22 protein-coding genes are annotated in these 25,377 nt (G+C 71.0%); 12 read left to right on the forward strand and 10 right to left on the reverse strand.

Annotated elements, in window-relative coordinates; all coding sequences use genetic code 11:
- Window positions 1-420 precede the first annotated feature (420 nt).
- Together NUT86_RS37940 and NUT86_RS37945 are read left to right on the forward strand one after the other, a co-directional pair.
- A complete protein-coding gene (locus tag NUT86_RS37940) occupies window positions 421-2,505 on the forward strand; it encodes a SpoIIE family protein phosphatase (RefSeq protein ID WP_159484297.1) in 2,085 nt (694 codons plus the stop codon).
- Between the two features lie 316 nt (window positions 2,506-2,821).
- Window positions 2,822-4,276, forward strand: coding sequence for an APC family permease (locus NUT86_RS37945; RefSeq protein WP_274739929.1), 1,455 nt, complete (start codon window positions 2,822-2,824; stop codon window positions 4,274-4,276).
- A 68-nt stretch (window positions 4,277-4,344) separates the two neighbouring features.
- Here the strand turns inward: NUT86_RS37945 and NUT86_RS37950 are convergent, their stop codons facing one another.
- Complete coding sequence (locus NUT86_RS37950) at window positions 4,345-4,683, reverse strand: hypothetical protein (RefSeq protein WP_148590635.1); 339 nt, start codon at window positions 4,681-4,683, stop codon at window positions 4,345-4,347.
- 461 nt (window positions 4,684-5,144) lie between these two features.
- On the opposite strand from NUT86_RS37950, the gene NUT86_RS37955 reads away from it, so the two are divergent.
- The 7 genes from NUT86_RS37955 (at window position 5,145) to NUT86_RS37985 (ending at window position 13,638) form a co-directional block, all read left to right on the forward strand.
- A complete protein-coding gene (locus tag NUT86_RS37955; RefSeq protein ID WP_159484295.1) occupies window positions 5,145-7,874 on the forward strand; it encodes a SpoIIE family protein phosphatase/ATP-binding protein in 2,730 nt (909 codons plus the stop codon).
- Between the two features lie 50 nt (window positions 7,875-7,924).
- Entirely contained in the window at window positions 7,925-8,320 is a 396-nt protein-coding gene (locus tag NUT86_RS37960; RefSeq protein ID WP_018092014.1) for an SHOCT domain-containing protein, read from the forward strand.
- 146 nt (window positions 8,321-8,466) lie between these two features.
- The gene (locus tag NUT86_RS37965) at window positions 8,467-9,279 is read left to right on the forward strand and encodes a DeoR/GlpR family DNA-binding transcription regulator (RefSeq protein ID WP_274739930.1); all 813 of its coding nucleotides are present in this window, start codon (window positions 8,467-8,469) and stop codon (window positions 9,277-9,279) included.
- 112 nt (window positions 9,280-9,391) lie between these two features.
- Window positions 9,392-10,678, forward strand: coding sequence for a four-carbon acid sugar kinase family protein (locus NUT86_RS37970; RefSeq protein ID WP_274739931.1), 1,287 nt, complete (start codon window positions 9,392-9,394; stop codon window positions 10,676-10,678).
- A 26-nt stretch (window positions 10,679-10,704) separates the two neighbouring features.
- A complete protein-coding gene (gene pdxA / locus NUT86_RS37975; protein ID WP_159484291.1) occupies window positions 10,705-11,793 on the forward strand; it encodes a 4-hydroxythreonine-4-phosphate dehydrogenase PdxA in 1,089 nt (362 codons plus the stop codon).
- Window positions 11,790-13,112, forward strand: coding sequence for an MFS transporter (locus NUT86_RS37980; protein ID WP_274739932.1), 1,323 nt, complete (start codon window positions 11,790-11,792; stop codon window positions 13,110-13,112). The genes pdxA and NUT86_RS37980 overlap by 4 nt, the downstream gene beginning before the upstream one ends.
- 256 nt (window positions 13,113-13,368) lie before the next feature.
- Window positions 13,369-13,638, forward strand: a complete 270-nt coding sequence (locus NUT86_RS37985) for a hypothetical protein (protein WP_018092009.1) — start codon at window positions 13,369-13,371, stop codon at window positions 13,636-13,638.
- Between the two features lie 101 nt (window positions 13,639-13,739).
- On the opposite strand, the gene NUT86_RS37990 is transcribed toward NUT86_RS37985, so the two are convergent.
- A complete protein-coding gene (locus NUT86_RS37990) occupies window positions 13,740-14,243 on the reverse strand; it encodes a MarR family winged helix-turn-helix transcriptional regulator (protein WP_159484287.1) in 504 nt (167 codons plus the stop codon).
- A 52-nt stretch (window positions 14,244-14,295) separates the two neighbouring features.
- On the opposite strand from NUT86_RS37990, the gene NUT86_RS37995 reads away from it, so the two are divergent.
- Window positions 14,296-14,970 (forward strand): TIGR03086 family metal-binding protein, encoded by a 675-nt coding sequence (locus NUT86_RS37995; protein WP_159484285.1) that lies wholly within the window; start codon window positions 14,296-14,298, stop codon window positions 14,968-14,970.
- A 28-nt stretch (window positions 14,971-14,998) separates the two neighbouring features.
- Here NUT86_RS37995 and NUT86_RS38000 read toward each other — a convergent pair whose 3' ends face one another.
- The gene (locus NUT86_RS38000; RefSeq protein ID WP_159484283.1) at window positions 14,999-15,826 is read right to left on the reverse strand and encodes an alpha/beta fold hydrolase; all 828 of its coding nucleotides are present in this window, start codon (window positions 15,824-15,826) and stop codon (window positions 14,999-15,001) included.
- A gap of 312 nt (window positions 15,827-16,138) precedes the next feature.
- On the opposite strand from NUT86_RS38000, the gene NUT86_RS38005 reads away from it, so the two are divergent.
- Entirely contained in the window at window positions 16,139-17,383 is a 1,245-nt protein-coding gene (locus NUT86_RS38005; protein ID WP_274739933.1) for a cytochrome P450, read from the forward strand.
- A gap of 48 nt (window positions 17,384-17,431) precedes the next feature.
- Here NUT86_RS38005 and NUT86_RS38010 read toward each other — a convergent pair whose 3' ends face one another.
- From NUT86_RS38010 to NUT86_RS38020, 3 genes are all read right to left on the reverse strand, one after another.
- Complete coding sequence (locus NUT86_RS38010; RefSeq protein ID WP_274739934.1) at window positions 17,432-17,824, reverse strand: DUF6578 domain-containing protein; 393 nt, start codon at window positions 17,822-17,824, stop codon at window positions 17,432-17,434.
- Window positions 17,825-17,877: 53 nt separating this feature from the next.
- Window positions 17,878-19,077, reverse strand: coding sequence for an MFS transporter (locus NUT86_RS38015; RefSeq protein ID WP_018092003.1), 1,200 nt, complete (start codon window positions 19,075-19,077; stop codon window positions 17,878-17,880).
- A 126-nt stretch (window positions 19,078-19,203) separates the two neighbouring features.
- Window positions 19,204-21,009 (reverse strand): M4 family metallopeptidase, encoded by a 1,806-nt coding sequence (locus NUT86_RS38020; RefSeq protein WP_159484277.1) that lies wholly within the window; start codon window positions 21,007-21,009, stop codon window positions 19,204-19,206.
- A gap of 567 nt (window positions 21,010-21,576) precedes the next feature.
- On the opposite strand from NUT86_RS38020, the gene NUT86_RS38025 reads away from it, so the two are divergent.
- Window positions 21,577-21,726 carry a hypothetical protein gene (locus NUT86_RS38025; RefSeq protein WP_274739935.1) on the forward strand — a complete coding sequence of 50 codons (150 nt, stop codon included), beginning with the start codon at window positions 21,577-21,579 and terminating at the stop codon, window positions 21,724-21,726.
- Window positions 21,727-21,933: 207 nt separating this feature from the next.
- Here the strand turns inward: NUT86_RS38025 and NUT86_RS38030 are convergent, their stop codons facing one another.
- From NUT86_RS38030 to NUT86_RS38045, 4 genes are all read right to left on the reverse strand, one after another.
- On the reverse strand, window positions 21,934-22,224 hold the full coding sequence (locus NUT86_RS38030) for a hypothetical protein (RefSeq protein WP_026170038.1): 291 nt from the start codon (window positions 22,222-22,224) through the stop codon (window positions 21,934-21,936).
- Between the two features lie 192 nt (window positions 22,225-22,416).
- Window positions 22,417-23,148, reverse strand: a complete 732-nt coding sequence (locus tag NUT86_RS38035; RefSeq protein WP_274739936.1) for a MerR family transcriptional regulator — start codon at window positions 23,146-23,148, stop codon at window positions 22,417-22,419.
- Window positions 23,149-23,605: 457 nt separating this feature from the next.
- A complete protein-coding gene (locus NUT86_RS38040; RefSeq protein WP_018091998.1) occupies window positions 23,606-23,857 on the reverse strand; it encodes a hypothetical protein in 252 nt (83 codons plus the stop codon).
- A 288-nt stretch (window positions 23,858-24,145) separates the two neighbouring features.
- Window positions 24,146-25,270, reverse strand: a complete 1,125-nt coding sequence (locus NUT86_RS38045) for a PP2C family protein-serine/threonine phosphatase (protein WP_018091997.1) — start codon at window positions 25,268-25,270, stop codon at window positions 24,146-24,148.
- Between the last annotated feature and the right edge of the window lie 107 nt (window positions 25,271-25,377).

The raw sequence follows: 25,377 nt of genomic DNA on the forward strand, positions 1-25,377 counted from the left end.
CGCCGGCGGGTGCGTGCGGGCACCTGCGCCGGATGTTCGTTTAGTTGCTAGAGGCAACTAAAGTCAGGGTAGTCGCTGGAGATCAACATCTCCAAGCCGGACTTCCGGGTCCGGAGGGCGGGCGGGGCCACGGCGGCCCGCCGGCCTTGCGGCGTACGGCCACCGCCCCGGCCGCCCACCCCGGGACCCCGGCCGGAATCATCGCCCCGAATATCGTCAACACGGTCGCCCACCTGGGAATCACGGCGGATAATGCTCCCTCGCGCACGGGACGCGGATGCCCTGCGGATCTCGCTCTCCCTGCGGGTCCGTCCCGTGTCGAGAGATGATGGGGAGCAACGGAAGCACAGCGAGAACCGGCCGATGTACGGAGAGCGCCACGGCTGTCGGTCTGTGATGACCGGCGGAAGGAGTGCCTGGATGGGTGCGACCGACGCGTTCCCCGAAGGTGCTGCCCCTGTGGGGGCCACACCGGGGCAGCCCGGCGGCCTGCTGGACGTGCTGGGCGTGGCCGCGGTGATGCTGGACGCGGACGGACGGATCACCCTGTGGAGCCCGCAGGCCGAGGCGCTGTTCGGCTGGACCGCGGAGGAGGCGCTGGGCCGCCCCGCCGCGCAGCTGCTGGTCGGACCGGAGCACTTCGATCTGGTGCTGGGGCTGTTCTCCCAGGTCATGGCGGGCGGGGAGAGCTGGGCCGGGGTCTTCCCGGTCCAGCACAAGGACGGCAGCACCCGGCTCGTCGAGTTCCGCAACATGCGGCTGCTGGACGAGCGCGGTGAGTCCTACGCCCTGGGCATCGCCACCGACCAGGCCGTCCTGCGCCGGGTGGAGCGGGATCTGGCGCTGTCCGTCCGCCTGGTGGCCCAGTCGCCGATCGGCCTGGCGGTCCTGGACACCTCGCTGCGCTTCGTGATGGTCAACCCGGCGCTGGAGCGCATCAACGATCTGCCCGCCGACCAGCACATCGGCCGCGATGTCCGGGAGGCGCTGTCCTTCCTGGACACCGACACCATAGTGAGAAGCATGCGCGCGGTCCTCGACACCGGTACGCCACTGCTCGACCAGTACACCGTCGGCCGCACCGCCGCCGACCCCAACGCCGACCGGGCCTGGTCGGTGTCGTATTACCGGCTGGAGGACCCCCACGGCCGGGTGCTGGGGCTGGCCACCTCCGTCGTGGACGTCACCGAGCAGCACCGCTCCGCCACCGAGGCCGCCCGCGCCCGCCGGCGGCTGGCCGTCATCGCCGACGCCTCCGCCACCGTCGGCACCACCCTCGACGTCGACCAGACCGCCCACGAACTGGCCGATGTGATCGTGCCCGAGCTGGCGGACATGGCCGCGGTCGACGTCCTCGACGCCGTACTGGACGGCCGGCGCCCGACCTCGCTGTCCCGTGGCGGCCCGGCCCGCTTCCGGGCGCTCGCCGTGTCCGCGGCCTACTCCACCGAAGCCGTCCGGGCCGCCGACCCCACCGGCCAGATCGCCTCCTACGAGGCCGACCGGCTGATCACCCGGTGTGTGACCGAGGCCCGTCCGGTGCTGGTCCCGCGGGTGAGCGCGGACGATCTGCCGCATATCGCCGCCGACCCGCAGGGTGCCGCGCTCCTCGGCAAGGCCGGACTGCACTCCTACCTCGCCGTGCCGCTGATCGCCCGCGGTGAGGTCCTCGGCGCGCTGTCGCTGTACCGCGTCCGCAATCCGCTGCCGTTCGACGAGGACGATGCGGTGCTCGCCGTCGAACTGGCCGCCCGGGCGGCGGTGTGCATCGACAACGCCCGGTCGTACCAGAGCGAACGCCGTACCGCGCTCACCCTCCAGCGCCATCTGATGAACCACCGGCCGCCGCAGCCCACGGCCATGGAGATCGCCTACCGCTACCAGCCCGCCCAGGCCGCCAGCGAGGTCGGCGGCGACTGGTTCGACGCCATCCCGGTGGCCGGCGACAAGACCGCGCTGGTGGTCGGTGATGTGATGGGCAGCGGTATCAACGCCGCCGCCACCATGGGCCAGCTGCGCACCACCGCCCGCGCCCTGGCCGACCTCGACCTCGACCCCGCCGAAGTGCTCCGCCACCTCGACCACATCGCCGTCGGCCTCGACCCGGCCTTCGCCACCTGCCTGTACGCCGTGTACGACCCGCACCGCATGGAGTGCCGGATCGCCGTCGCCGGGCATCTGCCCCCCATCGTCGTACGGCCGGACCGGCCGCCCGAGTTGCTCGATCTGCCCACCGGCGCGCCGCTCGGGGTCGGTGGCGTCCCCTTCGAGCAGACCACGGTGCCGCTCCGCGAAGACGACCAACTGGTGCTCTACACCGACGGGTTGATCGAAACCCGGGACCAGCCCATCGACGCCCGCCTGGACACCCTCCTGGGACTGCTGGCCGCGCCCCAGCACGATCTGGAGGGGCTGTGCGACCGCCTCCTGGGGGCCCTGCGCGATGAGCACGACCACGATGACGTCGCGCTGCTCATCGCCCGTGTGCATGCACACAAGGACTGACGGCACGGGCAGCGGCTCCGGCGGGATCGGCCATGGATCCGGCGGCTCCCCACGGGGAATCCGTACCACTCGCCCGGACGCGGATTCCGCTTAATTTCCACGATGGATCATGAATAAGCGTTTAGGGAGGCCTCTAAGGCTGCGGATTTCGTTGCCAGAGAGCCTTAACGAGACCTTGACGTGAGTCGTCGGCAGGGGTTTTATTCGGTCACCGAAGCGGGGCCTTTTGGATGCCGGGTCCGCACCGCTTTGCGGTGCTCTTCCCCCAAGCGCCACCCCTCCTGCCGCCCAGCACCGATGGGATACGGATACCGATATGCCCTACACGCCTGTTGCCTCCGCAGCACCTGAGCGGGACACCCGAAGCGCGACGGAGGGGGACGCCTCCAGCACCCCCCAACTCACCCGGTCGATCGGTGTGGTCGGCGGCACGCTGCTCACGCTGTCCTGTCTGACCCCGGCGTCCTCGCTCTTCGTGATCGTGCCGGACTCCTTCGCCGGCCTGGGCACGGGCACCGCACTGACCATCGCCGTCGCGGCCCTGCTGTGTATCGGGGTGGCCTTCACCTACTCCGAGCTCGGCACCCTGATCCCCAGCTCCGGCGGCGAGTACGCCATGGTCGGCACGCTCATGGGCCGCCTGGCGGGGTGGCTGGTTTTCATACTCTCGCTGATCGTCGTCATGATCGTTCCGCCCATCATCGCCCTGGGCACCGCCGAGTATCTGGCGCCGGTCGTGCAACTGGATCCGCAGTTCACCGCCGCCGGCGTGATGCTGCTGGCCACCGCGATGGGCCTGCTCGACCTGCGCGCCAACGCCTGGATCACCGGCATCTTCCTGGTGCTGGAGGTGGTGGCCTGCGCGGTCGTCGCCTTCCTGGGCTTCACCCACACCCAGCGCTCGGCGTCCGTGCTGGTGAACCCCGTGATCGACGCCGGAGACGGAACCAGCACCGCCGTCACCGCAGGGCTCATCGTGACCGGACTGGCCACCGCGCTCTTCATCCTGCAGGGCTTCTCCACCGCCGTGTACCTCGCCGAGGAGATGGACAACCCCCGCCGCAACGTCTCCCGCACCGTGCTGTGGACCCTCGCCATCGGCGTGGCCGTCGTCCTGATCCCCGTGGTCGCGATCACCCTCGGCGCCCCCGACCTGAAGACGCTCGGCGCCGGTGACGTCGCCGGCATGGTGCAGGACTGGAGCAACTCGGGCACCGGCACCTTCGTCAGCCTCTGTATCGCCCTGGCGATCATCAACGCGGCGATCGTGATGGTGATCCAGAACTCCCGCGTGGTCTTCTCCTCGGCGCGCGACGCGGCCTGGCCGACCGCCGTCAACCGCGTCTTCTCGCACGTCGGCCGGCGCTTCGGCTCCCCCTGGGCGGCCACCCTCGCGGTGGGTGTCCCGGGCGCGGCGCTGTGCTTCGTCAACCTCGACACCCTGAGCGAGGTCACCGGGGTGGCCGTCGCCGCGATGTATGTCTTCGTCGCCCTGGGGGCCCTGGTCTCGCGCCGCGGTGAGCACAAGCACCGGCCGGCCTGGCGGATGCCGCTGTGGCCGGCGGTCCCGGCGCTGCTGATCGTGGTGCTGGCGTGGGTGCTCTGCCAGCAGAGCACCAAGAGCCTGGTCATCACGGGCGTCATCGTGGCCGTCGCCGCCCTGTACTGGGCGTGCTACCTCCGCCCGCGCCAGGAGACGCACTGGGTGATCTCGGTTCCCGAGGACGAGCAGGCCCCCGTCGAGAAGTCCGCCGGCTCGCTGCCCGCATAGAGCCGTAGAGGCCGTAGAAGGCCGCAGAACCGCCCGCCCGGAGCTTGTGCCCGGGCGGGCCTTCTTTGTTACCGGTCGGAGAGCCGGGAGAGCGCGAGCGCGTCCAGGAGGAGGCATACGTGGTCGACGGCGTCCCGCCCGGCGGGGCCCTCGGCCACCGGTGCGTCATCGAGCAGCCCGGCGGTTCCCCGCAGCAGGTTCAGCAGTCGCTCGGTCATCGCGGCAGCCGGTTCCGTGTGCGCAAGGACGGACCGGATCTGCTCGCCCGTGAGCGGCAGACCGGTTTCGAGGAAGCGGAACAGCGCCACGGCGGCACGCCGGTCGGCGTCGTTCGGCTTCCACAGTCCGAGCGCGTGGTGGTCGATGAGCGCGGCCGCCTCGGCTCGGATCTCCTCGGGAACATGCATGCCCACGAACGTCTCATACCGTCCCGACGGCCCGGATGACGCCCAGGGCACCCCCGGGGCCGCCCGAGGCCCGGCTCCGGGGTCCCGGTGAACCGGGCTGACCAGGCACGTTGCGCTGGCGCTGGACTCACCCGACCGGCAGCGCCCGATCAGGCAAGCGGCCCGGCCTGTGGGAAGAGTTACATGAACCATGCACGGCTTGGGCGATTTGTTCCCGATGGGGTGGCGACCAGTGGCTGCCGGGTATGTCCCCTTCATTGGAGAGGTTCGCATATGCGTAGTAGTGAAACCTACCCGGGGGTCTTCCCGCCCTCTGGCGCCCGGTCGCGGATCACGGGATCATCCTCGGACAGCCCGTGAGGCCGCCCGGCCGGGCGGGACACCGCGGACATGCCCTGGTGGCTGCTGCGCTCCGCATCGCGCAGGTCGCCCACCGTATGCGGGAGGTGTAGAAAGAGGACATGGCCGGACGCTACGGCCGCCCGCGTTCGGTTCTCAGGATGCGAACTGTCGCAGGCCAGGTCTTTCTCCTGCAGGTGGCGATCGTGGTGTTGCTCGTCGCCGCCGCCATTGCGGCACTTGTGCTGCAATCCCGGTCCGACGCAGACCGCGAAGCCCGCAACAGGTCCGTCGCCGTCGCTGAAGCCTTCGCGAACGCGCCGGGCATCGAGGCAGCGCTGAAGACCGCCCATCCGACCATCGTGCTGCAGCCGCGGGCAGAGGCCGCCCGCAAGCGCTCCGAGGTGGACTTCATCGTCGTGATGAACACCCAGGGCATCCGCTACACCCACCCCATCCCCAACCGGATCGGCAAGAAGTTCGTCGGCACCCTGCAGCCGGCGCTGGCCGGCCGCGTGGTCACCGAGAAGATCACCGGAACCATCGGGCCGCTCGTCCAGGCCGTGGTGCCGGTCTTCAGCCACAGCGGCCCGGACAAGGGAAAGGTCATCGGGCTGGTCTCGGCCGGGATCACCGTCAACCGTGTGAGCGGTGTCGTCGACGACCAGTTCCCGCTGCTGTTCGGCGCCGCGGCCGGCGTCCTGCTGCTCACCACCGGCGGCACCGCACTGGTCAGCAGGCGGCTGCGGCGGCAGACCCACGGCCTCGGCCCGGCCGAGATGACCCGGATGTACGAGCACCACGACGCGGTGCTGCACGCCGTCCGCGAAGGCGTGATCATCGTGGCCGGCGACGGCTGTCTGCTGCTCGCCAACGACGAGGCGCGCCGGCTGCTCGGCCTGCCGCCGGACGTCGAGGGACGCCAGGTCGCCGACCTCGGGCTCGACCCCGCCACCGCCCATCTGCTGGCCTCCGGCCGGGTCGTCACCGACGAGGTCCACCCGGTCGGCGACCGTCTGCTGGCCGTCAACCAGCGCTCGACGGACCAGGCGGGCGGACCGCCCGGCAGCGTCACGACGCTACGGGACACCACCGAGCTCCGGGCGCTGACCGGCCGGGCCGATGTGGCCCGCGGCCGTCTGAAGCTCCTCTACGACGCCGGTACCGAGATCGGCACCACGCTCGACGTGGTGCACACCTGCGAGGAGCTCGCGCAGTTCGGCGCCACCCGCTTCGCCGATATCGTCACGGTCGATCTGGCCGAGGACGTGCTGATCGGCGAGGAGCCGACGTCCCCCGGCGGCGCGGCCCTCGGGATGCGGCGGATCGCCTCCCGGGGCGCCCCGCCGGACAGCGGCCTCTACCCCGTCGGCAAGCTGATCCGCTTCGAGCCGGCCACCGCCCTCGGCGCGGGCCTCGCCAGTGGCAAAGCGGCGCTGGACGCGGATCTGACGGCGTTCGCCGGCTGGCATCTGCAGAGTCCCGAACGGGCCAGGAGGATCGTCCAGCACGGTATCCACTCGCGGATCGCGGTGCCGCTGCGCGCCCGCGGCGTCATCCTGGGCGTGGCCATCTTCTGGCGCTCGAACGAGCCCGAGCCCTTCGAGGAGGAGGACCTCTCCGTCGCCGAGGAGCTGGTCGCCCGTGCCGCGGTGAGCATCGACAACGCCCGCCGCTACACCCGCGAACACACCATGGCGGTCACCCTGCAGCGCAGCCTGCTGCCACGCGCCCTGCCGGAGCAGAACGCCGTCGAGGCCGCCTACCGCTATCTGCCCGCCCAGGCCGGACGCGGCGGGCTCGGCGGCGTCGGCGGTGACTGGTTCGACATCATCCCGCTGCCCGGCGCCCGGGTGGCGCTCGTCGTCGGCGACGTCGTGGGGCACGGGCTGCATGCCGCCGCCACCATGGGCCGGCTGCGCACCGCCGTCCACAACTTCGCCAACCTGGACCTGCCGCCCGACGAGATCCTCTGGCACCTCGACGAGCTGGTCACCCGCATCGACCAGGACGAGGGCGCAGAGGAGGCCGAGGGATCGGTCACCGGAGCCACCTGCCTCTACGCCATCTACGACCCGGCCACCGGGCACTGCACCATGGCGCGTGCCGGGCACGTCCAGCCCATGCTGCTGCGCCCTGACGGCACCACCGAGGTCGCCGACGTGCCCGGCGGCCCGCCCCTCGGGCTCGGCGGCCTGCCCTTCGAGACCTGGCAGGGGCAACTGCCGGAGGAGAGCCGTCTGGTGCTCTTCACCGACGGCCTCGTCGAGGACCGTGACCGGGACCTCGACGAGGGCATGGCGCTGCTGAGCCGCACCCTGTCCGATCAACCCGGCCGGACACCGGACGAGACCTGCGAGGCGGTGCTCAGCGCGCTGCTCCCGGAGCGGCCCAGCGATGACATCGCGCTGCTGGTCGCCCGCACCCGGGTGCTGGACACCGCGCATGTCGCCGACTGGGATGTGCCGCCGGACCCCTCGGCGGTGGGCCAGATAAGGGCCGCGGCGGTCCGCAAGCTGGTCGAGTGGGGCCTGGCGGAGGAGGCGTTCACCGCCGAGCTGATCCTCAGCGAGCTGGTCACCAACTCCATCCGGTACGCCGCCGGTCCCATCCGCGTACGGCTGATCCGCGACACCTCCCTGATCTGCGAGGTCTCCGACCGCAGCAGCACCTCACCGCATCTGCGGCAGGCGGCCACCACCGACGAGGGCGGCCGCGGGCTCTTCCTGGTCGCCCAATTGGCCGAACGGTGGGGAACCCGGTACACGACCAGCGGCAAGGTCATCTGGACGGAACAGGCCCTCACCGACCTGGATGTGGTCGCGGGGGAGGCCGACGGCGGGGATCCTTGAGCTGACGGATGGATGAGCTCGGGGGCTCCCAGTGCCCATAGGAGGCCGTGATGGACTACCCGCTGCTCAACGCATTCTGGACCATGTGCCTGATCTTTCTGTGGGTCATGTGGCTGATCCTGCTGTTCCGCATCATCGGTGACATCTTCCGCAGCCAGGACCTCAAGGGGTGGGGCAAGACCGGATGGCTGGTCCTGGTGATCCTGCTGCCCTTCCTGGGCGTCTTCATCTACGTGGTCGCGCGTGGTCACGGGATGAGCGAGCGGGAGATCGCCCAGGCCGAGCGGCAGCAGAAACAGCTGCAGGCCTATCTGCGGGAGACCGTGGCGACCGGGGACGAGACGGGCCGGCACGCGGACTCCCTGGCGAAGCTCGCCGAGCTGAAGAACCACGGCGACATCACGGAGGAGGAGTACCAGAAGGCCAAGGCGAAGGTTCTCGCCTGACCGTGCCTCACCCGCTTGCGGCGGTGCCCGTCCCTGCCTGCCCGACTGCTAATCTCCAATTGCGTGAAACGCGCAACTTGAGAATCGTCCCACAACGGACGCAGGCAGACACCGGCAGACGACAGCAGGCAGAGGCGGGCAGTGAAGTGACCAGTGGGGAGCGCTCGGCCACCCGGCGCCGCCGCGAGCGGATGGTGGAGCTGCTCGGCGCCGGCGACATCAGCGTGCACGATCTCGCGGCGGAGTTCGATGTCTCGCTGTCCACCGTCCGCCGCGACCTGGCCACGCTGGCCGCCCTGGGCCGGATCACGCGCACCTACGGCGGCGCGGTCGACCACCGGGCGGTGGAGCGGTCCTGGCACGACAAGGAGCACGAGCAGCGCGGTGAGAAGGACGCCATCGCCCGCGCCGCGGCGGGGCTGGTCCGCAGCGGCGATGTCGTCCTCCTCGACGCGGGCACCACGGTCGCCCGGCTGGCCCACGAGCTGCGGGACCGTGCCGATCTCACCGTCGTCACCAACGGCCTGTCCACGCTGGTCGAGCTGGCGGACGCGGAGGTGGAGGTCGTGGTGCTCGGCGGCCGGCTGCGGCGCCCCAACGAGTCGCTGCTCGGCACCCGGACCGAACAGGCGCTGCGCCGGCTCACCCCGGACATCGCCTTCCTCGGCGTCGACGGTCTCGACCCCCGGCGGGGCATCAACTGCCCGGACCCGGAGCAGGCCGCGCTGAAGGAGACGATGGCCGAGTGCGCCCGGGCCTCCTGGGTGCTCGCCGACCACTCCAAACTCGGCGGGGGAGGGGGCTTCCCCTATTGGGCGGCGATGCCGGCGGGTACGGGCCTGATCTCCGGGGGCGGGGAGCGGGAGCTGGCCTCCTTCACGGACGCCGGGTGGGCGGTGCACCCGGCCGCGGAGGCCCCCGAGGGAGTCGTCGAGGGCGCCCCGTTGCACACCTCTTGACAGCCCGTTCGGCGAGTGGCCACCCTGAATTGCATGAACCGCGCAATAAAAAGTGCGCGGTTCGGTCACTTCGGGGTCGGGGACGGCACCGAAGCCGACGGGAGGAGACCGTGTGGCCCAGGTGCTCGTCATCGGAGACGACCTCACCGGCAGCAATGCGACCGGCGCCCTCTATGCGCGACTGGGCCTGCGGGCCGTCACCGTCGGCGACCTCGCCCAAGTGGCACGCTACGCGGACCGGGTGGACGTCCTCGTTGTCAACACCGCGTCGCGGCACTGGACCCCCGCCCGCGCCTACGCGGCCGTCCGGGCCGCCGCCGAGACCGCGGACGAGGTGCCCCTGGTCGTCAAGCGCGTCGACACCACCCTGCGCGGCAATCCCGGCAGTGAACTCGACGCGGTGGCGGATGTCCTCGCCGCCCGCGAGCCCGCGGCCCGGATCCGGACCCTGGCCGTCCCCGCCTTCCCCGACGCCGGCCGGAGCACGGTGGGCGGTCTGCATCTCGTCGACGGCGTACCGCTGACCCGGACGGCCGTGGCCAACGACCCGTTCGACCCCGTCCGGCATTCGCGGGTCGCGGCCGTGCTGGGCGCACAGAGCGGACGCAGCACGGGCGAACTGGCCCTGGACGTGGTGGAGCGGGGCCCCGACGCGGTGGCCGCGGCATTGCGGGAGAGCCCGGCCGACATCGTGGTCTGCGACGCCACCGAGAACGCCCATCTGGGCACGGTCGCGGCGGCCGCGGCCCGCCTCGGCGCCGAGGACCGCATCCGCTGGATCGCGCTGGACTCCGGACCGTTCGGCGCCGCCCTCGCCGCCGAACTGGGCCTGCGGCCCGAAGGCGGCGCACCCGCCACCGTCCTGGCGGTCGTCGGCAGCGTCACCGACCGCACCCGCACCCAGCTCGCCCGCACGGAAACCGCGCTCGGCGCCCGCTGGGCGGACCTCGACCCCGCCGCCCCGGACCCCGGCCGGGTGCTGGCGGCACTGCGCGCGGCCGCGGCCGAGGGGGCCACGGTGCTCGGCGTCCGGGTAGCCCCCGAGCCGACGGGAGCCGCTTCCGTCCCCGATCCCGGCACCGCGGCCCGCATCCTGCGCGCGCTCGCCGAGATCGCCCGCCGGGCGGTCGCCGAGCTGTGCCCCGGCGGGCTGTACGCCTCCGGCGGCGACGTCGCCGCGGCGGTCACCTCCGCCCTCGGCGCCGACGGCTTCGCCATCGAGACCGAGGTGCTCCCGCTCGCCATCGCCGGACACCTGGTGGGCGGCCCCCACGACGGACTGCCCTTCGCCACGAAGGGCGGCCTGATAGGCGGCCCCGACGCCGCCCGCGACTGCTTGGAACACCTGCGCGCGGCCTGCACCCGCCGCACCCTCGGCCCCACCTCGATCGCGACATGAACACCGCACCCCGAAAGGCGGTCCCCATGACCGACCCTCAGCACGCGACCGGCCCTCGGACGGACCGGCACCGGCCGGATGCCGACGGCCCGTTGCCGCTCCTGGCCGTCACCCTCGGCGATCCCGTCGGGATCGGCCCCGAGATCACCGCCCGCACCCTCGCCGACCCGGCGACCGCCTCGCTCGCCCGCGGACTCGCCGTCGGCGACGCCGCCGTACTGCGCCGCGCCGTCGCCGTCTGCGGCCTGGACGTCGAGGTCCACGCCGTCGCCGCGCCCGGCGAGGCACGGTTCGAGCCGGGCACCATCGATGTGCTCGACCTCGGGATCGCCCCCGCCGACCTGCCCTGGGGCACGGTCGATGCGGTGGCGGGCCGCTCCGCCGTGGCCGCGATCGAGGCCGCGACCCGCGCCGCGCTGGCCGGTGAGGTGGACGGCATCGTCACCTCGCCGATCAACAAGGAGGCCATCTGGGCGGCCGGTTCGCAGCACCTCGGCCACACCGAGATGCTCGGCGAACTCACCGGCGCCGCCCACTTCGACACCATGTTCGTGGTCCGCGGCCTCAAGATCTTCTTCACCACCCGCCATCTCGCCCTGCGCAAGGCGCTCGACCAGATCACCGAGGAGCGGGTCGCCTCGAGCATCCGTCACGCCGCCACCGCACTGCGCGTCTTCGGCCATGACGAGCCCCGGCTCGCCGTCGCCGCGATCAATCCGCACGGCGGCGAGGGCGGCCACTTCGGCGACGAGGAGATCACCGTCCTGCGTCCGGCGGTCGAGAAGGCGGCCGCCGAGGGCCTCGGCGTCGTGGGGCCGATCCCCGCCGATTCGGTCTTCCACCAGGGCCTCGAAGGCCGCTTCGACGGAGTGCTGTCGCACTTCCACGACCAGGGCCATATCCCCGCCAAGACCGTCGACTTCGACGGCACCGTGTCGGTCACCGTGGGCCTGCCGATCCTGCGGACCTCCGTCGACCACGGCACCGCCTTCGACATCGCGGGCAGCGGCCGCGCCTCGCACGGCACGATGGCCGCGGCCTTCCGCGCCGCCGCCGGCTTCAGCCGCTTCACCGACCGGATCCGGACCGCGTACGGAACGGCGGCCGGCCGGTGACGGAGACCGGACCGCAGCCGATCCCGCAGTCGCCCCCGTCCGCGATCCCCGCCAAGCGCTGGGCGTATGTCATTCCGGTCGCCGCGATCATGTACATGCTGGCGTATCTCGACCGGAACAATGTCTCCGTCATCCTCCCCTACATGCACGGCGACCTGGAGCTGTCCAATGCCGACAAGGGCCTGGTCGGCGGCATCTTCTTCGTCGGCTATGTCTTCCTGCAGATCCCGGCCGCGATCCTCGCCCAGCGCTGGAGCGCCCGGAAGACCGTCCTCCTCCTCATGGTGGCGTGGGGGCTGGCTGCGTCGCTGACCGGTCTCGTCCAGACCAAGTCACAGTTCTACGTGGCCCGGTTCGTGCTCGGCTTCTTCGAGGGCGGTGTCTGGCCGGCCGTGCTCATCCTGCTCGCCTCGTGGTTCCCGCTGCGCGAGCGGGCCCGTGCCAACGCGCTGTGGATGGCCTGTCTGCCGCTCTCCTCGGTGCTCATGGCCCCGCTGTCGGGATGGATGCTCGACCATGCGAGCTGGCGCTGGGTACTGGTGCTCCAGGGGGTGCCGCCCCTGCTGTGGGCGGTGGTCTGGTGGTTCGCCGTCGCCGACCGGCCCGACCGGGCCCGGTGGATCTCCCGCGCCGAGGCCGACCATGTGGAGCGCTCGATCGCCGCCGACGAGGCCGCGAAACCGTCGGCGGGCAGCGGCTCGTACCTCGACGCGGTCAAGCAGAAGTCGGTCCTCGTCCTCATCGGCGTCTACTTCTTCTGGATCACCGGCTTCTACGGCTTCAATCTGTGGCTGCCCTCGGTCATCAAGGAGCTGACCCACGACGGATCGCCGACCGAGGTCGGGCTGCTCACCGCGATCCCGTTCACGGTCGCCCTGGTCGTGATGATCGCCAACGCCGCCTGGTCCGACCGCACGGGCAAACGGCGGCAGGCGGTGGCCGTCCCGCTCGTCGTGGGCATCGCGGCACTGCTGCTGGGACAGGCCGTGGACGGCGCGCTGCCCCGGATGCTGCTGCTGTGTGTGACGGCCGCCGCGGTCTATGCGCCGTACGGGCCGTTCTGGGCGATCCCCGGTCAGTTGCTGCGCTTCGAGGTGGTGGCCGTCGCCATGGGCCTGATCAACGCCCTGGGAAATCTCGGCGGGTTCGCCGGCCCCTACCTGGTCGGCTGGCTGACCGACGTCACCGGCTCCAGCGTGACCGGTTTCGCGGTGCTCTCCGGGTTCCTCGCGGTGGCTGTGGCGCTGGTGACGCTGGGCCTGCGCCCGAGCGCCCGCCCCGTGCGCCCGCTGTCCGGGCAAGCAGCGGAAGGGGCCTGACGAAGCGGCGTGTGATGCCCCCTCAGTTCCGCACCAACCCCCGGGCATGCCAGGAAGGGCGCCCCCGCCGGCACCACCCGGCGGGGGCGCTGCCGTTTTTCCTCAACGAGCGGTATCCGTACGCCGAGAGGGAGGTCTGCGGTGTGATCAGTTACTCCAACTCGCCCAATTCATGTTGTGTCAGGTTTTGGGAGGTTACGCAGAGGTGCATCCTGAAAAGGTCGATATACCCCTTTGATCCTCCCGAGGAGCAGACATGCGCATCCGCGCCGCGATCGCAGCCAGCGCCCTGGCCACCACCATCGTCATGGGCGGTGCGAGCGCCGCCCTGGCCTGCAACAAGGACCACAAGGACCACAAGGACCGTCGTCACCACCACCACTACAAGCACCACCACGGCCACGGCCACTACGGCTCCTGCTGGCTCTCCGCGGGTGTGCTCCACCACGTCGGCCCGGTCTTCAGCGAGGGCTGCGAGAAGGGCGGCTGGGGTTGGGGCGGCGACGACAAGGGCCACCGGAGGTAATCAAAGAGCTTTGCCGGCCGGTGCCGGCCGACGCGACCCACGGGTCCGTCGGCCGGCACCGGCGTCATGTGCGGGCCGCGCCCCGCGGTCTGTCCGGCGGGTCAGGTCCGGGACGGTCCCCGGCCGGGCTTGCGCGCGGTGAGCTCCGGCAGTCCGGACAGCGTGTGCAGCGACCTCAGGAAGCCGGCGCGATCGGCGGCCGGAAGCCGGGAGAGCAGCCGTTCCTCGCCTTCCTGGATCGCGGCCTGAGCCGCATCCCGAAGCCGCCGGCCCTCCGTGGTGAGGGACAGTAGACGCACCCGGCGGTCCTCGGGATCCGGCTGACGGCGAATCAGTTCCCGTGCCTCCAGGTCGTCCAGGACGGCGATGATGCGGGTCTTGTCCGCCCGGATCGCCTCGGCCAGCGCCGCCTGCGTGCGGACCGGAGTTTCGTCGAGATACAGCAGGACCGTGTAGGCCCACATCGTCAGCCCGTGTGCGTCGAGGACCGGCTGCTCGGCCGCCATCAGCGCACGGCCCAAGGGCACGACCATCGCCGCCAGATCGGGACGGGCCGTCGGCCGCCCTCCGGATGTGGTGCCCCTGTCGGCTGCGTTCTCGGCCATGGTCAAGAAAATACCCGTTGACAATTCATGTGCTTGAGCTGATCGTAAGCACATGCATACGAATTCCGCGGACGCGTCGTCCGCCTCTCACCCGGACTTCGCCCACCTCCGGCGGCTCCATGCCCAGGCGGTCCGGGACAGCGTGGCCCTGATCCGCCGGGTGACCCCTGATGATCTGTCCCGGCCGACACCGTGCTCGGCGTGGACACTGGCCGAGCTGCTCGCCCATATGACGGCCCAGCACCACGGCTTCGCGGCGGCGGCGCTGGGAAAGGGACAGGACCTGGCGCACTGGTCGGTCCGGCCGCTCGGCACGGACCCCGTCGGGCTGTACACCGCCGCGGCCGAGCACGTCATCGCCGCCTTCGCGACCGTAGAGGGCCCGGACAGAGCCTTCGCCCTCCCCGAATTCAGCACCACCCGGACCTTCCGCGCCGTCCGCGCGATCGGCTTCCACCTCATCGACTACGTGGTGCACAGCTGGGACGTCGCCCGCGCCCTGGGCCTCGCCTACACCCCGGATACCGAACTCCTGCGGGCCGCCCTGCCGATAGCCCGTGCCGTCCCGGACGACGACTCCCGGCTCGCCCCGGGCAGCGCCTTCCGGCCGGGGCTGGCCACGGACGAGGACGCGGACACCCTGGAGCGGATCCTGGCGGCGCTCGGCCGCTCGCCGCGCTGGCGCGGCCCGGAGGACGGCACGGCCACCCGCGACACCCGCAGCTGAGCGGCGCGGACGCGGCGGTCCGAGGCGCTCAGCTCTTGAGGAAGGCCAGCAGGTCGGCGTGGAAGTCGTCCTTGTACGAGCCGATCGCCGAGAGGCCGTGCGGTGCACCCGGGTAGATCTTGAGCGTGGCGTCCGGCACCAGCTTCGCCGACTTCTGGCCGGCGGCCACGAGGGGCACGATCTGGTCGTCATCACCGTGGATGATGAGGGTGGGGACGTCGAACCGCTTGAGGTCCTCGGTGAAATCGGTCTCCGAGAACTCCTTGACGCAGTCGAACGCCCCCTTCAGCCCGACCTGCATGCTCCACATCCAGAAGGCGTCGCGGATGCCCTGGGAGACGGCGGCCCCGGACCGGTTGGCACCGTAGAAGGTCTCGCTGAGGTCCTTGTAGAACTGCGAGCGGTCGCCTGCGACACCGGCACGGATCCCGTCGAAGACCTCGCGCGGCAGCCCCTCGGGGTTCGCCTCGGTCTTGAGCATCAGCGGCGGGACCGCACCGAGCAGCACCGCCTTGGCCACCCGGCCGGTGCCGTGACGGCCGATGTAGCGGGTCACCTCACCGCCGCCGGTGGAGTGCCCGACCAGCGCCGCGTCCCGCAGGTCCAGGGCCTCCATCAGCTGCGCCAGGTCGTCCGCGTAGGTGTCCATGTCGTTGCCCTGCCAGGGCTGGCCGGAGCGGCCGTGCCCACGGCGGTCGTGGGCCACCGCACGGTATCCGTGGGCGGCGACCAGGTGCATCTGGTCGTCCCAGGCGTCGGCGTTGAGCGGCCAGCCGTGGCTGAACACGACGGGGCGGCCGGTTCCCCAGTCCTTGTAGAAGATCTCCGTGCCGTCGGTCGTGGTGAGGGTGCCCATGAGGTGGTCGGTCCTTTGCTGTCGTTCACCGGCGTACGGAATGCGGGCCGCGGGGGCGGGGCCGGGGAGGGGATGGCTGGGACGGCGTGCCGGTCTCAGCGTTTCCGTCCGCCGCCGGAAGAGCGTGCCCGGAGAAGCAGGGGAGTGAAGGCGGCCGACCATCCGGGTGGCGCCCGGCCGTGCCGTGCATCCGGGCGGTGCGGGCGCGGCCGGGGCGCTCTGGACGGGCCCGGGGCCGTGCCCTAGCGTCAACAGCCGGCTATGCACCACCGTCCGAGCCCGATCTCCGCTCAGGGAAGCCGAGGACGTGTTGTGACCACCCTCCCGCAGCCGCCCGACATCCTGTCACCGGAGTTCGCGGCGGACCCCTATCCCGCGTACCGCATCCTGCGTGAGCACTACCCGCTGTTCCACGACCCGGGCACCGACAGCTTTCTGATCTCGCGGTACGAGGACGTCGCACGGGCCTTCCGCGATCCGGTGTTCACCAGCGACAACTACGAGTGGCAGCTCGAACCGGCGCACGGCGGCCGGACCCTGCCCCAGATGAGCGGCCGCGAGCACGCCGTACGCCGGGCCCTGGTGGCCCCCGCCTTCCGGGGCCGGGAGCTGCGGGAGAAGTTCCTGCCCGTCATCGAGCGCAATGCACGGGAGCTGATCGACACCTTCCGCGACGCGGCGGAGACCGATCTCGTGGCGCGGTTCGCGACCCGCTTCCCGATCAACGTGATCGTCGACATGCTCGGGCTGGACCGGGCCGACCACGACCGCTTCCACGGCTGGTACGCATCCGTCGTCGGCTTCCTGTCCAATCTGGCCCAGGACCCCGAGATCGCGGACGCCGGTCTGCGGGCCGCCCGGGAGCTCGCCGCCTACCTGCTTCCGGTCATCCAGGAACGGCGGGCCGCCCCCGGTGACGACCTGCTCTCCACGCTCTGCACCGCCGAGGTCGAAGGCACCCGGATGAACGACCAGGACATCACGTCGTTCGTCAGCCTGCTGCTCGCTGCCGGCGGTGAAACCACGGACAAGGCCCTCGCCGCCCTCTTCCGTAATCTGCTGGCCCACCCGGACCAGTTGGCCGCCGTACGCGCCGACCGGTCGCTGATCCCCGCGGCCTTCGCCGAAACCCTGCGCTACACCCCGCCGGTCCAGATGATCATGCGTCAGCCCGCCGCCGAGGTGACCCTCAGCGGCGGCACCGTCCCCGCGGGGGCCACGGTCACCTGCCTGATCGGCTCCGCGAACCGCGATGAGCGCCACTACGCCCGGCCCGACACCTTCCATGTCCTCCGCGGCGATCTGACGCCCGCCACGGCCTTCAGCGCCGCCGCCGATCACGTCGCCTTCGGGCTCGGCCGGCACTTCTGCGTGGGTGCACTCCTCGCGAAGACCGAGGTGGAGGTCGCCGTCAATCAGCTGCTCGACGCGTTTCCCGCCATGGACTTCGCGGAGGGTACGGCGCCCGCCGACGCGGGGGTGTTCACCCGCGGGCCGGAGCGGCTGCGGGTGCGGCTGGTGCCGGGGGACGACGGAGTGCGGGCGCACGGGGCTTGACGTTCCGTCACGTTCACCGCCGCCGAGGAGCTTGCCCGGCCGACGCCTTCACCGCCCGGACACGGCGAGCTCGACGAGGTAGCCGACGAACCTGAGAGCGTCACGGTCGGGCGTCCATCCGTCGGCGGACGACAGGGCGGTGAGCGTTCCGGTACCCGGCACCGCATACCGCGTCCCGTCCGGGTCGCCGGGACGTGGTGCGTACCGGCAGTGCACCGCGCTGATGGCGGTGACGGTGGCGACCGTGGGGGCGGCCCCCTCCGCGGCCCCGCCGTGATGTTCCTCGGCGGCGTCCACCGTCTCGGCGGTCTCGGCGCCGAGGACGTCCGTCAGCCACTCCTTCTTCGCGTCGGTCAGTGTCCACGACACCTGTGACCCGATGCGGAACGGGTCGCCGCAGCACTGCATTTGCCAATCGTCCAGCCAGACCGTGAGGTTCATCCTGCGATTCTGCCCGGGGTGGCGGGCCGACGGCATGCGGTGCCCGGGACCGGTCAGTCCTCGTCGGCCGGCGGGTGCAGAAGTACATAGAGGCCGACGGCGACGGCGAGCACGATGACACAGCCGGAGAAGGCCAGGCCCGCACCGCGCAGACCGAGCACCAGCGTGAGCGCACCGACCCCGACCACCGGCAGCGAAATGCCGAGATAGGCGACGAGGAAGAAGGCCGAGATGGTGCCGCCGCGGTGCTCGGGCGGTGCCGCGCGGCCCACGGCGGTCAGCCCGGCCCGGAACGCCAGGCCCTGGCCGACGCCGCCGCACACCGCGCCGATGACCAGGAGCGGCAGGGAGGTCACGGCCAGCGAGGTGGCCACGAGCAAGAGGCCCACCACCAGCACCAGACAGCCGCCCGGCAGGGCTCTGCGGACACCGATCCGTTCCGTCAGGGACTGCCCGGCGGTGGAGCCCAGGAACACCGTGAAGACGATCAACCCGGCAACGGCCAGGTTGTGCACCCCGAGAGTCTCGCCGACGAAGCTCGGCGCCACCGCGGTGAACAGCCCCAGGAGGGAGAAACCGGCGAACGCGGCGACGGCCGAGGGGGTGAAGACGCCCCGCACTTCGGGCGGGAGCCGAAGGCCCTGCGGCCGCAGCTTCCGGGGGCGGTGCGGATGCCCGACGGTCTCCGGCAGGAACCAGGTCACCCCGGCCGCCCCGGCGACCAGGAGGAGATGCACCAGGAACGGCAGGACCAGCGGCCACGGCGCGTACTGCGCCAGCAGCCCGGACAGCAATGGGCCGCAGCCGAGGCCACCCATGTTCGCGGCGGTGGCGGCGAACCCCGCATGCGCTTCCTGGCCGGGCCCGGCGAGCTCCAGCACGGCCGCCGTGGCGGCGCCGCTGAACAACCCGGCGGCGAAGCCGGACAGCACCCGGCCCAGCAGCAGCATCGGCAGCCCGCCCTCGAACACGAAGCACAGCGCGCTCGCCGCCGACAGACCCAGCGCGCACAGCAACACCGGCCGCCGGCCCACCTCGTCGGAGACATTGCCGGCGAGGAGCAGCACCGTGATCACGCCGAGCGCGTACACGGCGAAGACCACGGTCACCATCAGCTCGGAGAACCCGAGCTGTGCGCGGTAGAGCCCGTACAGCGGGGTGGGGAGTGTCGTCCCGGCCATGCCGACGGCGAACACGCCGGCCGCTGCCGGATAGCCGAGCCGCCGGGTCCCGCCCGTGCGATCGATGATCATGGCCTCAAACGTAGGCTCCCGCCGCCACCCCGTCGAGGACCACTGGAGGGACCCCGGGCCGGGAAACGGACGAGCGTGGTGCCCCCCACCGACCGCGGGGCACCACGCTGCGCCTTTCCGTGGGGATCAGTGCTTGGCGGAGGGCGTGTTGGAGGCCTTCACATTCACGGCCGCCCAGGCCTTGTCCACCGTCTTGTACTCGGTGCTCTTGGCGCCGTACAGGTCCTTGGCCGCATGCAGGGTCGCGGTCCGGGCGTCGTGGAAGTCGGTCGTGGAGACCATGTACCGGGTGAGCGCCCGGTAGAAGATCGCCGTCGCCTTGTTCCGGCCGATGCCGGTCACCTTGGAGCCGTCATGGGTGGGGGAGTTGTAGGCAACGCCGCCGATGGTCTTCTTCCCGCTGCCCTCGGCGAGCAGGTAGTAGGCGTGCGAGGAGACACCGGAGCCGGCGTGCACCTCGGTGTCGTAGGACGCCTTCGACCAGTAGTCGACCGCGCCTTCGAGCTTGTCGAGGGACGGCTTGTCCAGACGGCGCAGGAACTTCTGGTCGAGGCCGAGCTTCTCGCCCAACAGGTAGTTCGGCGGGTTCTTCGGGTTGTTGGTCGAGAACTCGACCGCGCTGCCGAAGATGTCCGCCAGCGACTCGTTGAGCGAGCCGGGCTCGCCGAACTGGTTGCCCTCGATGTCCACCCGGGTGGGCTGGAGGTTGGCGGTCGCGTCGACGACGCCGTGGGAGAGCTCATGGCCGGTGACGTCCAGGACGACCAGCGGCTTGGTGAACGTCCTGCCGTCACCGTCGCCGTAGAGCATGCAGCCGCAGTCGGGGGACCAGAAGGCGTTGCCGACCTTCTTGCCGAAGTGCACCAGGGCGCGCGCCCCGCGGCCGTCGTTCTTGATGCCCTTGCGGCCGAAGGCCTTCTTGTAGAAGTCCAGGGTGCTGGCGATGCCGTACTGGGCGTCGACGGCGGCGGTGGCCCGGTTGCTCGTGGTGCCGTTGCCCCAGCGGTTGGTGGTGCTGGTGAACGCCTTGCCGCTGCTGAACTTCTCCAGTTCCTTGTCGCCGGCGTCCCGGGTCTCGGTGTTGCCGCGGGTGGAGTCCTTCAGGGTGAAGGACTTCTTCGCGGTCTGGGTGGTGGACAGCGGGACGCTGCCGACGAAGAAGGACGCGCCGGTGCCCTTGGCCGCGGCCGGGAAGCCGGCGGCCTTCGCCGCCTTGCCCGTGGCGGGCGCGGCGGGAGTGAACAGTCCGGTCGCGGGGTTGAGCCGCTCGCCCCGCGCGCGCAGCTTGCGCTGGAGGGCGGGCGACAGGAACGAGTCGTCGGCCTGGACATTGCTGAGCACCGTGCCGGACGCCGCGTCGAGGACGACCGTACGGACGCCACCGGACTCGGCGGTGCCGCTGTCGGCCACCTCGACCTGATAGGCCAGCGTCGTGCGGCCGTTGCGGGCGTCCACGACCAGTTCGGCGTCGCCGGCCCGGCCCTTGGCGACGGCGGCGGCCTTCGTACGGGCCTCTCCGGCCGACAGCTTCGCGTCCGTGCCGCTCACGTCGACCTGGTGACGGTAGGCCCGGGTCACCCCCTCGTACGCCGACTTGGCGGTCAGGTGGACGACGAGGTCGCCGCCGAGCACCGGCATTCCGCGGTGGGTCCGTACGAAGCGGACGTGCTGCCGGCCGTCCGGGTCGACGAGCGTGTCGGTGGCTTCGAGGGTGTCCTTCTTGCTGACTCCGGTGGCCGAGGCGTGCGCGAATGCGGCGGCACGGGCCGTGTCAACGACCTTCTGAGAGGCGGGAGTTGAGGAGGAAGCAGCGACCGGCGAGGCCGGAGGGGTCGCGGAGGCACTGCCCGCCACACCCGCCGTCAGGGTGGCGGCCGTCGTCACGGCGACCGCGATGGCCAGGCGGTGTCTGCGTATGTGGGGTCTACGCACTGATGTGGGTCCTTAGCGCTGCGGGGGCGGTCGGCTGGCCAACCGCCCGTACGCGCGGTGCTGTTGTGCACCACGGGGGCCGCGGGGCCCCGCGCAAACCCTGGTGTGTCTGGCATGGGCATGTAAAGCGAAATGATCAGTAATTGAGATTCGTGGGCGAAATTTAACAATTGGTCAGCTTTAAGTAGCCAACAGGTGACCAACTGTGGTCCACCTGAGGAGACATGGGGTGGCGCGAAATGGTTGCCCGGAAAGTGAGCGGAACTCTGGACTGCTACAGGGGCAGGCTCGACCCGCCCCGAACGGTCCTCACCGCGGGCCTGTTGGTCCGCGGTGGGGGGTGCTGCCGGTGCGGCCTGTCCCGCAATTGGTCTCCCGGAGCAGGGGCGCGGATCACCGAGTAGGCGTTTCAGTGATGGCTGTTGCCTGCCGGGGCTGGTGATGGGCTTGAGGACTGCCGCCTCGCGTCAACGAATGTTGGCGCATCCTCATCCCGTCGACCTATGTTGACGGCATGGGTAATCAAGTGCTGCTTGCCTGCGGGATGGCCGCAGGCCCTCTAGCGGTGTGTTCTTCACGGCGACGGTGGCGCTGGCCGATGCCGCGTTCAGGCAGCGTCAACGCTGGGCCGACCTCGGCGGGCTGATCCAGCGCGTCTCACTCGCTGTCGGCTGGACCTGGCAGACGCTGCTCGCCGTGCGCATCCTGCACACTTGACGGTTGCCCCGTATCTCTTCACGGGTGGGATGAGTTCGTAAGGGCCGACCGTGGCGCCTTCCGCTGCAAGCGATTCCGCAAGGGCGCCGTGCTCATCGTGGACGGCACTCGGGGCCGCGGAGGCCACGTCCCACCCGAGGCGTTGATCGTTTACGGGGCAACCCTTAACCGGAGCCGGCACCGACCGGGCCGGGTCAGGGCGATGCCCTAGTGATGGAAGAGTTCCTCAAGGGAGGCGTCGGCTCGCTCTCCGCCGCGTACGGCTTCGACGACGGCCTGGTGGAAGGTGCGGCTGGCCTCTTCGGAATCGCACGGGACGGGGCTGCCGGCCATGGTGTACCAGTCCGATGACCCGGTGTATTGCACAGCTACATGAGCCAGGTTCTCCGACCAGGTCGTGTGAATGGTCAGGTCTCCGTTGATCACGCCGATCTCCGCGGTGCGAACCGCGCCAGGTAGGGCGTGGATCCCCACAGTGGTCCAAGATGCCCAGGTCATGATCACCCCTCGGCGGCAAGGGCCCCGGCTGGCGGCCGGGCGCGGTGTCTCAAGTTTGGCACCTGAGGTGCGCCCGCGCACCGCATGCGGTGCCACGGATTCCGCATGGGGCGGCAGAGACCGGGCCGGGGCCCCGTAGCCGGGCCGGTCCCGCGGCTCCGGACCGCAGGCCGCCGGTCCGCTGCGCGGCGCTCAGCCCGCCTCCGCCGGCCCGTCCCCGGTGAGGTAGGCGTGGAGGGCGCCGGACCCTTCGAGCATCGCGGTGGCGCGCCGGGTGAGCTCGGCCTGCCGTGGTCCGAGCGCGGTGCGCAGGGCGTCGCTGCTGCCCTCGTGATGGAGATCGTCGAGTACCGGCCGAATCCGGTCCAGGGGATAGTGGCTCTGCCGGAGCAAGGCGATCAGCCGTGCGTCCCGGACGTCGGCGGCGCGGTAGCTGCGGTACCGGGTGCCCGGGTCCCGCCGTGGCGCCAGGAGGCCGGCGGACTCCCACACCCGCAGGGCAGAGGTACGCACCCCCAGGAGGGCAGCCACCTCCCCGATCCGCAGGCCCGACCGCGGCACCGCCGAGTCGTCCGGAGCCTGGCCCGCGAGCGCTTCGAGCGCCTCGCTCGCAGCCTTCAGGGAGAGCCGCTGTTCATGCAGTGCCGCATGACCGGCGTCCACCAGCGCCAGCGCCCGGCTGAGGTCCTCCGCATGCACGGCCTGCATGATCGCTTGAGCGGTGCCCGGGCCGTATCCCCGCGTGAGCACCCCGTACGTGAGCAGCGCGCGACGGTGGCGGGAGCCGAACGTGCGGTAGCCGGCCGGGGTGCGCGGGGCCGGCGGCAGGATGCCCGCGTCCGCATAGTTGCGGATCAGCTGGGTGGAGACCCCCGCCATACGCGCCAGATCGACCGGGCGGAGCCCCACTTCCGTACTGCCCATCGGTCCGTCCTCCCCCGGAAGGTTCTTCAAGAATTTGAAGGTTATCCGTTCCGGGCTGCGCGGGAGCGACTGATTTCTCAGTTCACAGCCGTATCCAGAGCCAGGAATCCTTGAAAACCCTCAACCCAGGGCAGCGAGAAACTTGAAGGTGTGAAAATTGAAGGTGTGGTGGCCGGCGCCTGGGCGACCGACGCAGTCTGCGCTCCGCGGGCGCTGTTCGCGCCGAGGTCTTCCCCTTACCTGCGGGACCGTGGGTCACTTGCGGGACCGTGGGCGCGCATCGGTCACCGTCCGCGCCCGGCCACCACCGGGCAGCCCGGCACTGTGCCCGGCTGTCCAAGTGCCTTGCCGGCGCCGGGACTTGGGTCACGCCGTGCTGACCCAACCGGCCTGGTGAGTCGGCCGCGTCGCGCACGGGAGGCGTTTCCGGCCGTACCGAAGCTCGTCGATGGCCGGCTCAGTCGATGACCGTATGGAAGAAGGTCACGGCGGCACCGAAGGCGGCGCCGCCGACGAGGGTGGAGGAAGCCGGGGTGCCGCCATTGAAGAAGGTGAGCACACCGGCGCCGATTGCGGTGAGGGCGCCAAGGAGGAAAATAACGGCGGCGCGCTGACTCAGCAGGGTTGATCTGTTGTCGGACACATCAACTCCGATCTGCGCGGGAGCGATGGATCGCTCGGTGCGGATGCTGATGCTCTGACTGATCATCTCATCTCCCACCCCGGATTTTCGGCAGCACACGACGAAATTCCCAAAGGGCCGGGGAAAAGACGCAATGTGGCGGCGGGTGCGGAGTGATGACGGAGATTTACGGCAGTCGTCGCACGCCAAGGCAGGGCTTGGTGTGTCAGTCGGTCCGGTAGGGCAGAAGGGCGAGGTCCGGGCGGAACGGCCGGGTTTCGGTGAGGCGTGCTGTCGCCGGGCTGGTTGCGTCCGCGAACAGTCTCCGGCCAGCCGCGGTCCCGCAGCCCGCAGTCCCGCAGTCCGTCCTGCGCTTCAGTGGTCGGGGCTGCTCCCGCTACGGGGGATCCGCATCCGGCCCTCCCTCTGCCGGGTGAGGGCGAGGACCGCCATATCGTCGTCGCGCGGCCCGCCGGTCCAGCGCTCGACGTCCCGCACCAACTGGTCGATCACGTCCTGTGGCCCCCGGAACGGGCCCTGGCTCGCCAGCTGTGTCGCGGGATCGTAGAACCGTCCTGTACGGTCCCGGGCCTCCGTCACCCCGTCGGTGACCAGCAGCAGCGTGCTGCCCACCGGGAACGGCCGGTCGGCGGGGCAGGTCCGTTCCACTCCCAGTGTGCCCATCCCCAGCGGAAGCCCCGGATCACCGGCCTCCAGGACGCGGACCTCGTCGTCGTGGCAGAGATAGGGCGCGGGGTGGCCGCAGTTCAGCAGTCGCAGGCCCGCGGCCCCCGGGAGGACTTCGCAGAGCAGGGCCGTGATGAAGCCCTCCAGCCGGTCTTCCTCGGAGGTGTGCTCGCTCTCCCGCAGGAGGGCCCGCTCCATCCGGTCGGCCAGTGTCGCGAGGTCCGGCTCCTCCTCGGCGGCCTCACGGAACGCCCCCAGCAGCACCGACACCGCGCCCACCGCGCCCAGTCCCTTGCCGCGCACATCGGCGATCAGCAGCCGGACGCCGAACGGGGTCCGCTGGACGGCATAGGCGTCCCCGCCGATCCGGGCCTCGCTCTGTGCGGCCTGGTAGCGGGCGGCGATCGAGAGCGGTCCGATGCGTTCCGGTGGTGCGGGCAGCACGGCACGCTGGGCGGCCTCCGCCACCGAGCGCACCACGTCCAGACGGCGTCCGTGCCGGGCGATCACCCGATTGACGCCGACCCCCATGAGTGCGGCGAAGACGGTGTTGATGAGCTCCAGATAGCCGACGATGTCGCCGGCGGTGCCGTCCTTCACGGTCAGCGCGAAGACACCGCCGACGATGGCGGCGCCGATCGCCAGGGTGTGCCGCAGGGAGAGCAGCGCACCGGCCGTCACGCTGGCCGCCGTCAGCATCGGGTCGCCCCAATAGTCGGCCGGCGAGAACGCGTCCCAGACGAGCCCTCCGGCGACCAGGACGCTCGGAGCGAACTCGACGTATCGGGGCCATCGGGGGGAGAGGGAGGGCATAGGCATTCCTGACCAGCTGTCCATGTCGGCTAGCAGGAATATGCCTGTTTTGGGCTGTTTTATACCGCAGTCGTCACGGGCGTCGCCGTGGCGCCCGGTCAGGGGGC

It is taken from the genome of Streptomyces sp. G7(2002), from assembly GCF_028870195.1.
Classification (GTDB): Bacteria; Actinomycetota; Actinomycetes; order Streptomycetales; family Streptomycetaceae; genus Streptomyces; species Streptomyces nigrescens.

What these genes read in the sequence shown, in the direction of transcription:
- NUT86_RS37985 (WP_018092009.1), top strand. Translation starts at nt 13,369, where the DNA reads ATGCGCATCCGCGCCGCGATCGCAGCCAGCGCCCTGGCCACCACCATC.
- NUT86_RS38030 (WP_026170038.1), bottom strand. Translation starts at nt 22,224, where the DNA reads ATGACCTGGGCATCTTGGACCACTGTGGGGATCCACGCCCTACCTGGC.
- NUT86_RS38035 (WP_274739936.1), bottom strand. Translation starts at nt 23,148, where the DNA reads ATGGGCAGTACGGAAGTGGGGCTCCGCCCGGTCGATCTGGCGCGTATG.
- NUT86_RS37995 (WP_159484285.1), top strand. Translation starts at nt 14,296, where the DNA reads ATGCATACGAATTCCGCGGACGCGTCGTCCGCCTCTCACCCGGACTTC.
- pdxA (WP_159484291.1), top strand. Translation starts at nt 10,705, where the DNA reads ATGACCGACCCTCAGCACGCGACCGGCCCTCGGACGGACCGGCACCGG.
- NUT86_RS38040 (WP_018091998.1), bottom strand. Translation starts at nt 23,857, where the DNA reads ATGATCAGTCAGAGCATCAGCATCCGCACCGAGCGATCCATCGCTCCC.
- NUT86_RS37960 (WP_018092014.1), top strand. Translation starts at nt 7,925, where the DNA reads ATGGACTACCCGCTGCTCAACGCATTCTGGACCATGTGCCTGATCTTT.
- NUT86_RS38015 (WP_018092003.1), bottom strand. Translation starts at nt 19,077, where the DNA reads ATGATCATCGATCGCACGGGCGGGACCCGGCGGCTCGGCTATCCGGCA.
- NUT86_RS37955 (WP_159484295.1), top strand. Translation starts at nt 5,145, where the DNA reads ATGGCCGGACGCTACGGCCGCCCGCGTTCGGTTCTCAGGATGCGAACT.
- NUT86_RS37990 (WP_159484287.1), bottom strand. Translation starts at nt 14,243, where the DNA reads ATGGCCGAGAACGCAGCCGACAGGGGCACCACATCCGGAGGGCGGCCG.
- NUT86_RS38045 (WP_018091997.1), bottom strand. Translation starts at nt 25,270, where the DNA reads ATGCCCTCCCTCTCCCCCCGATGGCCCCGATACGTCGAGTTCGCTCCG.
- NUT86_RS37945 (WP_274739929.1), top strand. Translation starts at nt 2,822, where the DNA reads ATGCCCTACACGCCTGTTGCCTCCGCAGCACCTGAGCGGGACACCCGA.
- NUT86_RS37950 (WP_148590635.1), bottom strand. Translation starts at nt 4,683, where the DNA reads ATGCATGTTCCCGAGGAGATCCGAGCCGAGGCGGCCGCGCTCATCGAC.
- NUT86_RS37940 (WP_159484297.1), top strand. Translation starts at nt 421, where the DNA reads ATGGGTGCGACCGACGCGTTCCCCGAAGGTGCTGCCCCTGTGGGGGCC.
- NUT86_RS38000 (WP_159484283.1), bottom strand. Translation starts at nt 15,826, where the DNA reads ATGGGCACCCTCACCACGACCGACGGCACGGAGATCTTCTACAAGGAC.
- NUT86_RS38010 (WP_274739934.1), bottom strand. Translation starts at nt 17,824, where the DNA reads ATGAACCTCACGGTCTGGCTGGACGATTGGCAAATGCAGTGCTGCGGC.